The organism is Providencia sp. PROV261, assembly GCF_028477945.1.
GTDB classification, from domain to species: domain Bacteria; phylum Pseudomonadota; class Gammaproteobacteria; order Enterobacterales; family Enterobacteriaceae; genus Providencia; species Providencia stuartii.
In genome coordinates this window covers 69,496-81,742 of sequence record NZ_JAMPMC010000023.1, presented here as the reverse complement: position 1 = coordinate 81,742, position 12,247 = coordinate 69,496, and the positions used below count along the sequence as shown (strand labels likewise).

12 protein-coding genes are annotated in these 12,247 nt (G+C 41.6%); 8 read left to right on the top strand and 4 right to left on the bottom strand.

Annotated elements, in window-relative coordinates:
- Positions 1 to 158: 158 nt before the first annotated feature.
- Positions 159 to 1,178: a mechanosensitive ion channel family protein gene (locus PR675_RS13645; protein WP_004926073.1), complete on the bottom strand. Its 1,020-nt coding sequence runs from the start codon at positions 1,176 to 1,178 to the stop codon at positions 159 to 161.
- 190 nt (positions 1,179 to 1,368) lie between these two features.
- Between PR675_RS13645 and PR675_RS13640 the strand changes: the two genes are divergently transcribed.
- Positions 1,369 to 1,773, top strand: a complete 405-nt coding sequence (locus tag PR675_RS13640) for a DUF2750 domain-containing protein (protein WP_060560915.1) — start codon at positions 1,369 to 1,371, stop codon at positions 1,771 to 1,773.
- 90 nt (positions 1,774 to 1,863) lie between these two features.
- Here the strand turns inward: PR675_RS13640 and rbsK are convergent, their stop codons facing one another.
- On the bottom strand, positions 1,864 to 2,784 hold the full coding sequence (rbsK, locus tag PR675_RS13635) for a ribokinase (protein ID WP_036942016.1): 921 nt from the start codon (positions 2,782 to 2,784) through the stop codon (positions 1,864 to 1,866).
- Positions 2,785 to 2,955: 171 nt separating this feature from the next.
- On the opposite strand from rbsK, the gene deoC reads away from it, so the two are divergent.
- Positions 2,956 to 3,624, top strand: coding sequence for a deoxyribose-phosphate aldolase (deoC, locus tag PR675_RS13630; protein WP_014656886.1), 669 nt, complete (start codon positions 2,956 to 2,958; stop codon positions 3,622 to 3,624).
- Between the two features lie 46 nt (positions 3,625 to 3,670).
- A complete protein-coding gene (gene deoR / locus PR675_RS13625) occupies positions 3,671 to 4,450 on the top strand; it encodes a DNA-binding transcriptional repressor DeoR (protein ID WP_014656887.1) in 780 nt (259 codons plus the stop codon).
- A gap of 93 nt (positions 4,451 to 4,543) precedes the next feature.
- Here deoR and rnz read toward each other — a convergent pair whose 3' ends face one another.
- The gene (rnz, locus tag PR675_RS13620; protein WP_040132740.1) at positions 4,544 to 5,458 is read right to left on the bottom strand and encodes a ribonuclease Z; all 915 of its coding nucleotides are present in this window, start codon (positions 5,456 to 5,458) and stop codon (positions 4,544 to 4,546) included.
- A 99-nt stretch (positions 5,459 to 5,557) separates the two neighbouring features.
- A complete protein-coding gene (gene rtcR / locus PR675_RS13615; RefSeq protein WP_004926065.1) occupies positions 5,558 to 7,138 on the bottom strand; it encodes an RNA repair transcriptional activator RtcR in 1,581 nt (526 codons plus the stop codon).
- 476 nt (positions 7,139 to 7,614) lie between these two features.
- On the opposite strand from rtcR, the gene PR675_RS13610 reads away from it, so the two are divergent.
- The 5 genes from PR675_RS13610 to PR675_RS13590 all read left to right on the top strand — a co-directional run bounded on the left by PR675_RS13610 (position 7,615) and on the right by PR675_RS13590 (position 12,233).
- A complete protein-coding gene (locus PR675_RS13610) occupies positions 7,615 to 8,736 on the top strand; it encodes a slipin family protein (RefSeq protein ID WP_169342296.1) in 1,122 nt (373 codons plus the stop codon).
- A gap of 3 nt (positions 8,737 to 8,739) precedes the next feature.
- Positions 8,740 to 9,966, top strand: coding sequence for an RtcB family protein (locus tag PR675_RS13605; RefSeq protein WP_004926062.1), 1,227 nt, complete (start codon positions 8,740 to 8,742; stop codon positions 9,964 to 9,966).
- Positions 9,967 to 9,975: 9 nt separating this feature from the next.
- Complete coding sequence (locus tag PR675_RS13600; protein ID WP_004926060.1) at positions 9,976 to 10,767, top strand: nucleotidyltransferase domain-containing protein; 792 nt, start codon at positions 9,976 to 9,978, stop codon at positions 10,765 to 10,767.
- 117 nt (positions 10,768 to 10,884) lie between these two features.
- A complete protein-coding gene (locus tag PR675_RS13595; protein WP_004926059.1) occupies positions 10,885 to 11,583 on the top strand; it encodes a helix-turn-helix transcriptional regulator in 699 nt (232 codons plus the stop codon).
- Positions 11,584 to 11,633: 50 nt separating this feature from the next.
- On the top strand, positions 11,634 to 12,233 hold the full coding sequence (locus PR675_RS13590) for a glutathione S-transferase family protein (protein WP_014656891.1): 600 nt from the start codon (positions 11,634 to 11,636) through the stop codon (positions 12,231 to 12,233).
- Positions 12,234 to 12,247 lie beyond the last annotated feature (14 nt).

Below are 12,247 nucleotides of genomic sequence, written 5' to 3'. Positions count from 1 at the left end.
AATATTTGATAACCTACTGTTTAATAGCATAAAAAATTTCTATGCCATTTTTAAGTTATCAGCATTAAACAAGGAAAAATGGGTGCGAAATTCATTAACCGACTAACATTAAGCCTATTAGCAGAATATTAGTCGGCCAATTTCTCTAAACTGGGAGCTTAGTTGTTTTTTTCCATATACAGTGTCTGTGTAGGATAAGCGAAGTCCGCACCATGCTGTTTGACGATTGCAATTATTTTTAAATAGACTTCTTGTTGTGCGGCTAACCATTCGGCCCACACGGTAGTTTTCGTAAAACAATACACCATAATATTCAGTGACGAATCCGCAAACTCATCAAAATAAACTAATAATGTTTGCCCAGTATCAATACTTGGCTCTTGTTGCAACATAGTCCGAATATCACTCACAATAGCGCCGATTTTATCGGCATCTTCATAGCGCAGACCTAATGACGTTTTGATTCGGCGGTTAGTCATACGCCCAGGGTTTTCAACGCTTATCGACGAAAAGAGTGAGTTAGGGATATACAAGGGTCGATGGTCAAAGGTGATAATTTTAGTAATTCGCCAACCAATCTCAACCACCGTACCTTCAATGTTTCTGTCGGGTGAGCTAACCCAATCGCCGATATTAAAAGGCCTATCAAAGTAAAGCATGATCCCTGAGAAGAAGTTACTCAGAATATCTTTACCGGCCATACCGATAGCAATGCCGCCAATCCCGCCGAAGGCCATCAACCCCGATAGGCTCATGCCGAAATGTTCGCCAAATAGTAAAACCATTACGACAAAAATGGTGGTTTTAAAGACTCGAGCGATAATACGTGCAGAGGTTGGATCACTTCCTCTTTTTATTTGCGTTTTTTCAAGTCTATTGACGAGCTGAAACAGCTTACGCACGAGAATGATCGCAATGATGGCAACAGTGATGAAATTAATCAGCGGAGTTGAAATAAAGGTTAAATTAAAATCCGTTGCCGCCATATCCAAATATTGAGCGGCAACCATCACCATACTACACAGCACAGCGGTCTGAATAACATGAATAAAAATACTTTTATTCTTATGCTTATGCCTACGTTTTTTACTTATCATCTCGAAAATAATAGCCACGGCTAAACACACCGCAACGATAGTAACGCCAATGGCATATTTTTCGAGTAATGAATCAATCATATCTCACCGCTCCAAGCTGCCCATTTTACTTTTTAATAAAACTTATATGTCTACTACGCTATTTTCGATAAACTCTTGATGGATCAAACGCAGCAATAAAAAAACCTCACTAAGATAGCAACTTTAAACGTGATTTTCTCAACAATTATCAACTGTTTTTTTAGACTATCTAATATGGATATAACGCATAATGTTTACCCCTGATCCCAAAGAAATTGATACTGTACTTCGATTAAATCTACAACAAAAATACCGCTATTTTGTCAGTAAAGTTGCCGATTGGGAGGAAGTTTGGGTGATTTTCTGCCAAGAGGAGCTTGTTACCATGCGAGATAATAATAGACGCTTATTATTACCTGTTTGGCCTGCTCAAGCCTATGCACAGCGTAATCTTAATGGTCAATGGACCAAGTGTACGGCAACCAAGCTAACACTGACCCACTTTATGACAGAAATATTGCCAGATATGGATGGCGCAAATATGACAGTTGCCATGATGGTGGACAGTCAATGCCAAACTTATGTGATTGCCGAAGCGAAGTCGCTATTACAAGATTTAATTGAAGCGTGTAAGCACCGCAGCTCATCGATTTAGGCTGATAATTAACCATAAGGAATAAAACTTTCTCACATGAGTCAGCCTTATGAGCTTATCAGCCTAATTGCCACTCTCGCTCTTAGCGATTCACGATTTAAGCTGCACGAATTCAGCAAACTCTTCAATACTTGGATAAGAGGATTGCGTTCCTTTACCTGTCACACTAAATGCAGAAAACATGACAGCCTTTTTCAAAGCTTCCGCGATATTGCCTGTATGCACATAATAATGAGAGAAACAGCCAATAAAAGCATCTCCTGCACCACTGGTATCCACCGCATTCACTTTAATGGCAGGGATCAACAACTCGTTATCGCGAGTCATCCAGAGTGCACCTTTATCACCCAACGTGACGATAAGATTTTTCAACCCTTTATCGAGCAAAGACTTGGCTGCACGGCGGATGTTTTCCATCGAATCAACAGGCATATTAGTGAGGATCTCAAGCTCAGTTTCATTCGGCACAAAGAAATCACAACGACAAGCAAAATCAAGATCTAACGTACGCTGTGCTGGTGCAGGATTCAGCAATACAGGAATGTTATGTTTGTTACCAAAAGCAATCGCGTGATAAACCGTTTCTAATTGAACCTCAAGCTGCAATACGATCAATTTGCATTTTTTCAAATCGTCAGCCGCACGCTCAATATCTTCAGGGGATAAAAATTTATTTGCTCCTTTCACAATGAGAATGCGATTAGCAGAATTCGGATTAACAAAAATCGGTGCTACACCGCTAGAAGTACATGGCACTTTTTCCACATAACGGGTATTAATACCATAAGACTCAAGATTACGAATGGTGTTATCAGCAAAAATATCATCACCGACTTTTGTTAACATAATCACTTTTGAATTAAGTTTTGCCGCAGCAACCGCTTGATTGGCACCTTTACCACCACAGCCGATTTTAAATGCAGGCGCCTCCAAGGTCTCACCCTCTTTTGGCATCTGATCCGTATAAGTGATCAGATCGACCATATTTGAACCTATAACTGCTATATCCATAACGCCTCTCATGTTAAATAAATCACATTATGATACTATATTAACATTATCATGTTGCATAAATATCATTCGTGATTAAGATCGCGAATAACGAATGAGCAAGTGTCATATCCGCCACATTTTTTCATTCCTTATTATTGACTCTCTCTATTCTCAATAGGAAAAATTTACATGAAAAATATAGCACAATATATCGATCATACTCTGTTGGCCGCCAATGCAACCGTCAATGACATCAAACAGCTTTGTGCCGAAGCCGCAGAGCACCACTTTGCTTCTGTCTGCGTGAACACAGGTTATGTTCCTTTAGCCAGCGAATGTCTGAAAAACAGCGATGTTATGGTCTGTTGTGTGGTAGGCTTTCCGCTCGGTGCATGCTTAACTGAGGCCAAAGCATTTGAAGCCGCAGAAGCCGTACGCCGTGGTGCTAATGAAGTTGATATGGTGATTAACGTTGGTATGCTAAAAAGTGGTGACCTTGAGTTCGTTCGCCAAGATATTGCCGCCGTTTTAGCGGCTTGTGGTGAGGCAACTTTAAAAGTTATTTTGGAAACTTGCCTATTAACCGATGATGAAATCACCCAAGTTTGTGAAATTTGCCGCACATTAAACGTTGGTTTTGTGAAAACTTCAACAGGTTTCAGTACAATGGGCGCTACAGAGCACCATGTCGCGTTAATGCGTAAAGTCGTTGGTGATAAAATCGGCGTTAAAGCATCAGGTGGTGTGCGTGATCGCGAAACCGCAGAAAAAATGATCAAAGCCGGAGCTAATCGCGTTGGGGCAAGTGCCAGTGTAGCGATTGTTTCGGGAAACAGTGTAACCTCTAATGGCTACTAAATGTTGGGGCGCGGTTAGCCCGCGCCAATAAAGAAAGGATTGCTCGGTGATAGAAACGAAACAAAAAGAACGCCTTCGTCGTTTGAGTGAATGTATTAAACGCTCAGGAAGAATTCACCTTAAAGATGCCGCAAGAATACTTGAAGTCTCTGAAATGACGATCCGCCGTGATCTGAATGCCGAGACCGAAGGGCCTATTCCAATGTCTCTGCTTGGTGGTTATATCGTTTCTGTCACCCAACCTTCCTCACTGGCACAAAATGATCCTCAAGCCGACATTTTTACCCCCGATCAAACCGAAGAGCTACATATCCCCAATTTAGCGGCGAGTATGGTGTCAGAAGACGATGTGATCTTTTTCGATAATGGGATCGAAATGGCCACCTTAATCGCCTTGATCCCAGAAGAGATAAGCTTTACAGGGATTTGTTATTCACATAACGTTTTTTTGGCTCTAAGCCAGAAAAAAAATGCCACCGCATTACTCTGTGGGGGGGAATATCGCCCTAAAAGCGACTCATTTTATAACCCGACCCAACCTTCTCTCCTTGATTCGATTAACCCGAAAAAAGCCTTTATCTCGGCTGCCGGTATTCATAGTCACTATGGCGTCACATGCTATAACTTAGACGATTTAGCAATGAAGAAAAAAGCGATGGAAAAATCAATCCGCAAAATTTTGCTCGCCAAATACAACCTGTTTGATGAAGTCGCCACGGCCAATATGGGGGAACTTTCGCAATTTGATGTCATTATTACCAATCGGCAACTCGCTGATGAATATGAAACCTATTGCCGCAATGGGTTTGTGAAAGTCATTTACTGACAGCAGTGATATCCAATTTACTGCCTATTTTTTCGACACGCATGATAACGTGCCGAGTTCATCTATTAGCGAACAAGAGGCCATGCCATCGCTCTAGATTTTAATGGTTAAATAGTCGCTCGCTATCTCGGTATTAGGGAAAATGGCTTGGCACTCCGCCAGCAGCATTGGCATATCTTCAGCGCTATAACGACCACTGATATGCGTCGCAATAAAACGTTTCACACCCGCGTCTCGCGCTAACTGCGCCGCTTGCCCTGTGGTACTGTGCCCCCGATCATTGGCTTTTTCATGATACGCATTTTCCAGCGTCGTTTCATGCACCATAACATCGGCATTCTTTGCCAAGAAAAGAGCCTGTTCCGTTGGTTTGGTATCCCCAAAAATCGCAATGACTTTGCCAGGCTTTGGCTTACCTAAATAATCAGCACCATTAACACGGCGACCGTCGGCTAACATAATAGTTTCACCGGCCTTTAACGCTTGCATCCACGGGCCGCGTGGAATGTTATCTTGCGCTAATTTATCAACATCTAATGAACCTCGTTTAGGATGTTCTTCAATACGGTAACCATAGCATTCAACGCGATGGTCAAGCGGGTAGGCTGTCACGATTAACTCACCATCATCAAACAACTGCCCTGGCTCTATTTCGATCATTTCAAGAGGATAAGTCATATAAGAGCTGCTCAGGGTCAGTACTGTTTCGACATACTGTTTTAAACCTTTTGGACCATATAACGTTAATGGATCAGTTGATCCCCCCATTGAGCGGCTACATAACAGCCCCGGTAATCCAAAAATATGATCTCCATGTAGATGGGTAATAAAAATTTTTTCAATTCTTGGCGCCTTAAATACGCTATTTAAAATGCGATGTTGAGTTCCTTCACCACAATCAAACATCCAGTATGTTTTACGTATGCCTGTTAGGTTTAATAGCATACTGGTGACGTTACGCTCTTTGGTCGGCACACCGGCACTCGTTCCTAAAAAGGTTAACTCCATCTTTTCACACTCCATACTTAACTGTATTTATTATTTTTATAATAAATAAACTTAATGTTTCTAATAGATTACTGAGTATCTTATCAATTTCGCCAAGCACTAAGCCTTTTTCACCTTATCCCAATCTAATCCAAAACGCGCCAAATACTTACGTAACCTATCTGCATCATTCGGCTGCTTTTTCTGCTGTCTTGAAACAGCAAACAGTACTCTACCCGCTTCTGAGAGACTTGATGAGCGACGGCATACATCTAATACTGTGGCTAATTGTTGCTGTTCAAATAGGTCAATTTCGCCAACTTCTGGCGGCAACGTGTCTTTTGCTTTTGTGACCCACTGTGATTGCAATCTCATGATCTCTTCATCAACGACCGCTTTTGTCACACGACCACGTTCAGCAAAGGTTGCCATGCGGCTGATTGATGCTCCGAGTTCACGGAAGTTACCCCGCCACAACGCTTGCGCTGAACAGGCAAACGTTAAGTAAGCTTGGCGAGCTTCACTATCAAAGCGGATTTGGCTTTGTGCATCCTGACTAAATTTAGCCAACTCATAATCGATATTAGGCTCAATATCCTCACGTCTTTCCGCCAGCCCAGGTAAGGTGAAAGTCCACATATTGATACGCGCAAATAAATCTTCGCGAAATTTACCCTCTTCAACCCATTGCGCCAAATTACGATGTGTACCCGCTATCAATTGAAAGTCACTTTGCACTTCCTCATCGGAACCGTACGGAAAAAAACTTTTTTCTTCAATGGCTTTTAGTAGCATGGCTTGTTCGTCCAGCCCTAATTCAGCAATTTCATCTAAAAATAAGATACCACCGTCAGCCTCTTTAAGCAGGCCACGACGTGGGTTAATCGCGCCTGTAAACGCGCCTTTAATATGCCCAAATAGCGTTGACATCGCGTTATCACCGCGTAACGTGGCACAGTTAACCTCAACAAAGCGCCCTTTAATATGATGGCGACTTTCTCGCAATTGATAAATTCTACGCGCCAAAAAGGATTTACCCGCCCCTGTAGGGCCATTTAATAAGATAGGCGCTTTTGAACGTAAAGCGACTCGCTCGATCCGCTCAATCATCGCGTTAAAATTCGCGTTACGAGTTGCGATACCTGATTTTAAAAAAGACACTTGAGCCTGTTGCTCTTTTTGAAAACGGCTCGTGATGTGCGTATAGCGACTGAGGTCGAGATCAATCACCGTATAGATACCCGCGGGATCTTTTTCTCTTCCCGCTTCTGTCGGTGAGGTTTGCAATAATTTAGCGGGTAAATAGTGTGCTTCTGTTAACAAGAACCAGCAGATTTGCACCACGTGAGTACCCGTCGTGATATGAACCAAATACTCTTCATTCTCAGTGTCAAAAGGGTAATTTGAAGAAAAATCCAGTAACGAGGTATAAACCTCTTCAAAATCCCACGGATCAGCAATATCCACCTCGCGTAATATGACCTCCGTCTGTGGTGAGACTTGCTCAATATCCTCTTTCACATGATGAGCCATATTATAATTATTTACCTGATGGATTAATTCAAAGCGATGAATATCCAGATCAGGTTGCTGACATAGCCCAACTGAAGGGCGCCATTTCGTCCACCGATTCGTTCTTTTTCCACGTCGATCCAGTGCCGTACCTAATACGCCAATAACAACCTTACGCTTCTTATTCATTTTATATAAATTTATAAATCACGATAATTAAAGATAAAAAATAGCATAGGTTATTTTTTATCTGAATCATACCAGAATAATTCCAAAAAAATTAAGTTATTATATATCAATAAGATAAATATTTTTTTGTTATTTTAAACAAAGTTGGCACGCTTATCGCAATATTAAAATCATCCACTGCCGGATATTGTCAGAACTTCGGTTCTACCGGTGCAGACATGGTGGCGAAATGATGTCACTACATGGTCTGTATTCCGCCGTCAGTAAGATAATAACTTAATGATAGTTAATCTGTTCCTTCCAGAACAAAAAACTTGATATAACAACGGGTTATAAAAATTAGGCAACACACCACCCTCCGAGATCTTTATCGGGTCATGGGCAGAACCTTAGACAGCCAGTTTGACGGCACTCTAACTTTCCCCCCATCACTCCATACCTTTCTTCGATGGTGGCTCATAATAATAAAGGAATAAATAATGAAAAAAATAATTGTGGCACAAGGACAAATTGCGCTGACCGAGAAAAACGGTAATTTTCAGCATCTTTTGCTAGCAGGTGAACACCGTATCAATGATTGGTTTAATAAACTCACCGTTAGCCTGTTCACACTTAATCATGAACCTATTGATGCAAAGTTGGCTGATCATTTGCGCCAATATCACCCTGATTGGGTGGAAGCGCATTGTATAGATATTAATTTATCGGATAACGAGATCGCTTTTTTATATCTTCATAATAATTTGACTGAAATTTTAGCGCCGGCAACGCGACGCCTGTATTGGAAAATTGCAGAAACATTACGTGTAGATATTCAACAAACTGGTGATATTGCTATCCCACAAACATTAGTCAACCGCCTAAATAGCAAAAAATGGATTAAGGGTCGAGATATCAGCTTAGTGGTCCAAGTTCCAGCGTGGCATGTTGGGGTATTAAAGGTTGATGGTGAAGTCAAAACATTATTGCAACCCGGAAATTATGGTTACTGGTGTATTGAACACCAGCCTCAGGTAGACGTTATTGATACCCGTTTACTGGCGATTGAGGTCAGTGGTCAAGAGATCCTAACCAAAGACAAAGTGACATTGCGTATCAATTTGTCAGCCAACTGGCGCTACCGTGATATTTTGTTGGCCTTCTCAAAGTTGAGCCAACCCGTCGATTATCTCTACCGTGAGCTACAGTTTGCCTTACGAGAAATTATCGGCACACGCTCATTAGATGAGTTACTGGAAAACAAGCAACTCATTGATGAATTGATGCTAGAACAAATTACCCAATGTGTCGCTGAATTTGGCTTGGATGTCGATAGCATTGGCGTAAAAGACATTATTTTGCCGGGTGATATGCGAACTATTTTATCGCAAGTGGTAGAAGCGGAAAAGGCCGCCCAAGCAAACGTGATCCGCCGTCGAGAAGAAACCGCGGCAACACGCTCATTATTAAACACGGCAAAAGTCATGGAAAACAACCCCATTGCTTTACGTTTAAAAGAGCTGGAAACACTAGAAAGCATTGCGCATCGAATCGACCAAATATCCGTTTATGGTGGATTGGATCAAGTATTAAACGGACTGGTAAAAATTAAGGAATAAAGAATGAACAATAACGCTGTTAACGAACTTATTTTGGAAAATAGCGCACCTGTAAAAATGTGGACTAACGGTGTACCGGTTGATCCTAAAGCCGTAGTACAACTGCAAAACACCGCTAAAATGCCTTTTATTTTTAAACATTTAGCAGTAATGCCTGATGTACATGTCGGTAAAGGTTCCACTATTGGTAGTGTGATCCCAACCAAAGGCGCCATTATTCCGGCTGCCGTTGGCGTTGATATCGGTTGTGGGATGATAGCAGTGCGAACTTCACTAACCGCCTCTGATTTACCGGATAGCCTGCAAAATATCCGTTTTGCAATTGAAGCGGCTGTTCCACATGGACGTACAACTCAACGCCATGGTCGTGATAAAGGAGCCTGGCATCGAGCACCCGAAATTGTTGATCAGCATTGGGCGCATTTAGATGAAGAATTTAAACGTATTTGTGATAAATACCCAAAACTACGTGGAACAAACCACTACAACCATTTAGGAACATTAGGAACAGGTAACCACTTTATTGAACTGTGTTTAGATGAACAAGATCGTGTATGGGTGATGCTACATAGTGGTTCTCGCGGTGTCGGTAACGCGATTGGTAACTTATTTATTTCATTAGCACATAAAGATATGCAACAGCATATTGCCAATCTGCCTGATCGCGATTTGGCGTACTTTGAAGAAGGGAGCCAACACTTTAATGATTACATGGAAGCCGTAGGTTGGGCACAAGATTTCGCTCGCCATAACCGTGAAGTCATGATGCACCGAGTACTAGAAGCACTATCAAAAACGATCACGAAGCCATTCACCACACAACAAGAAGCGGTGAATTGCCACCATAACTATGTACAAAAAGAGCACCATTTTGGTGAAGAGATACTGGTAACCCGTAAAGGTGCCGTATCTGCGAGAAAAGGGCAAATGGGGATCATTCCCGGCTCTATGGGGGCTAAAAGCTTTATCGTACGCGGTTTAGGGAATGAAGAAAGTTTCTGCTCTTGCAGCCATGGTGCAGGCCGTGTGATGAGTCGAACAGAAGCGAAAAAGCGCTATTCTGTGGCAGATCAAAAACTAGCAACAGCCCATGTAGAGTGTCGAAAAGATAGTGACGTCATTGATGAGATCCCAATGGCATACAAAGATATTGATGCCGTGATGGCCGCACAATCGTCATTAGTAGAAATCGTACATACACTGCGTCAGGTCGTGTGTGTGAAAGGATAGGAGAATGGCATGGAGAGTGAAAGCATAACGCCATTAATGCGAGAGCGCATACAAAAAACATTAGCTGAAATAGAAACAGCCCATCGGGTAAAAATCCTGTTTGCGTGCGAGTCTGGAAGCCGCGGTTGGGGTTTTGCTTCTTGTGATAGCGATTATGATGTGAGGTTTATTTATGTTCATCAATTAGATTGGTATTTAACACTCGATAGAAAACGCGATGTGATTGAAAAACCCATTGATAATGAACTGGATGTTTCCGGTTGGGAATTATCAAAAGCTTTAAAATTGATGCGTAATTCTAACCCTGCGTTAATTGAATGGCTGCATTCGCCAATTGTTTACCACAAGGATGCGTCATTTATTCAACAATTTGAATTATTAGCGTCAAAATTCTATTCACCGCTAAAGGCACGTTATCACTATTTATCCATAGCAAAACGTAACTTGCGGGAAGATTTTAAAGGGGAAACAGTACGCCTAAAAAAATATTTTTATATCTTAAGGGCAATACTGGCGTTGCGTTGGATTGAACACTCAAAAATCATGCCACCAATGGCTTTTTCACAATTGGTCAGTGCAACAGTCACCGATCACGCCGTTTTGGCGGAAATCAATGAACTGTTAGTGATCAAACAAAATGTAGATGAAAGCGAATATGGTTCACGGCGCCCTGCTATCGACAGGTTGATTATTGAGACGATTGAAAAATCAGAAAAACTCAATCTTCCAGAGCCTTATTGCCGTGATAGCGCTTTATTAGATAAGTTTTTACAAAAAGCTATCTTAGCAAACGATAGATAGCCACCATCAATCCAGTCATTTTTAATTAGCGGTGAGGCCATTCTCGCCGCTATTTTTTATTCTCGCCTTAAGCACCAATGTTATAATACGATTTCCAGCCAACGCACAGAGTAACCAATGACCCGCACTCAACGTTTATTGACTTTATTACAGATATTAAAAGAAAGTCGCTATCCCATTACGGCAGAGTCTCTCGCGTCACAATTGCACATCAGTATTCGGTCTGTTTACCGTGATATTGATGAACTACGCTGCCAAGGTGCCGAAATTACAGGTGAAGCAGGTATCGGCTATCAGCTAAAATCCGGTTTGTTACTTCCCCCTTTAATGTTCGATGATAACGAACTCGAAGCGCTGATCTTAGGTTTACGCTGGGTACAAAGTAATGCCGATGAAGAGCTGAAATTATCCGCCATGCGCGCAATCAATAAAATCAATGCGGTTGTCAAACAGGGGTCACAAAACCTTATCAACCAAACAACATTATTTGCACCTAGCACACAAATTGCACCGATTAATAATGTGATTGCGAAAAACCTAAGACTGAGTTTACGAAAAGAAATAAAAGCTAAAATTGACTATCAAGATGAAAGTGGGAAATTTAGCAGTAGAGTTATCTGGCCAATCGCAATTGGCTATATGAAAGATACCCAAGTCTTAGCCGCTTGGTGCGAACTCAGAGAAAGTTATCGCCATTTTCGCTTAGATCGGATCCAATCCTATATTGCTCTGGAGGATAAATTACCCTATCCCAAACATTATTTATTTGAGCAATGGCGAAAAGAGACTTTATGTGTGACTACTGACAGAATCTGACACACCGCTACCTTATGATAGCGACTCAACTTAATCATAAGGAAAAGGCGATGAGCTCACTTACCCTATATACAAATTCGATGTCACGCGGCAATACGGTCGACCTGCTATTTAAACTGTTAGATGTACCTTATCAGCGAATTGAGCTTGAATATGGCGAGCAAATGCATACTGCCGAATATCTTGCTATTAATCCGATGGGAAAAGTTCCCGCTTTAGTCGATGGTGAACATATTATCACTGAAACTGCGGCTATCTGTGTCTATTTAGCCGATAAATTTATAGAAAAAGGGTTAGCGCCTGCGTTTAATTCCCCACAACGAGCAGCCTATTATCGCTGGTTCTTTTTTACCGCAGGCCCTATTGAAGCGGCATTTACAACGCATGCAATGGGCTTACAGTTAGATGAAGCACAGCAAAAAATGTCAGGTTTTGGCTCATTTAAACGCGTTATGGATTGTCTAGAAACAGGACTTAGTAACGCTGCACCTTATATTTGCGGCCAACAACTAACCGCAATCGATGTGTATGTCGGGGCTTTTCTTCTATTTATGGAAAAGATAAATTTTATCGAAAACTCCGCGGTCATTAATCATTATCTCGACACATTAAAATCTCATCCAAAGTTCGCCAAAAGCATTGCATCATAAGCTTTTAAAGATAC

Coding starts and splice junctions, on each gene's coding strand:
- PR675_RS13595 (WP_004926059.1), top strand. CDS start 10,885: ATGACCCGCACTCAACGTTTATTGACTTTATTACAGATATTAAAAGAA.
- PR675_RS13645 (WP_004926073.1), bottom strand. CDS start 1,178: ATGATTGATTCATTACTCGAAAAATATGCCATTGGCGTTACTATCGTT.
- PR675_RS13600 (WP_004926060.1), top strand. CDS start 9,976: ATGGAGAGTGAAAGCATAACGCCATTAATGCGAGAGCGCATACAAAAA.
- PR675_RS13590 (WP_014656891.1), top strand. CDS start 11,634: ATGAGCTCACTTACCCTATATACAAATTCGATGTCACGCGGCAATACG.
- deoC (WP_014656886.1), top strand. CDS start 2,956: ATGAAAAATATAGCACAATATATCGATCATACTCTGTTGGCCGCCAAT.
- rnz (WP_040132740.1), bottom strand. CDS start 5,458: ATGGAGTTAACCTTTTTAGGAACGAGTGCCGGTGTGCCGACCAAAGAG.
- PR675_RS13605 (WP_004926062.1), top strand. CDS start 8,740: ATGAACAATAACGCTGTTAACGAACTTATTTTGGAAAATAGCGCACCT.
- rtcR (WP_004926065.1), bottom strand. CDS start 7,138: ATGAATAAGAAGCGTAAGGTTGTTATTGGCGTATTAGGTACGGCACTG.
- PR675_RS13640 (WP_060560915.1), top strand. CDS start 1,369: ATGTTTACCCCTGATCCCAAAGAAATTGATACTGTACTTCGATTAAAT.
- rbsK (WP_036942016.1), bottom strand. CDS start 2,784: ATGGATATAGCAGTTATAGGTTCAAATATGGTCGATCTGATCACTTAT.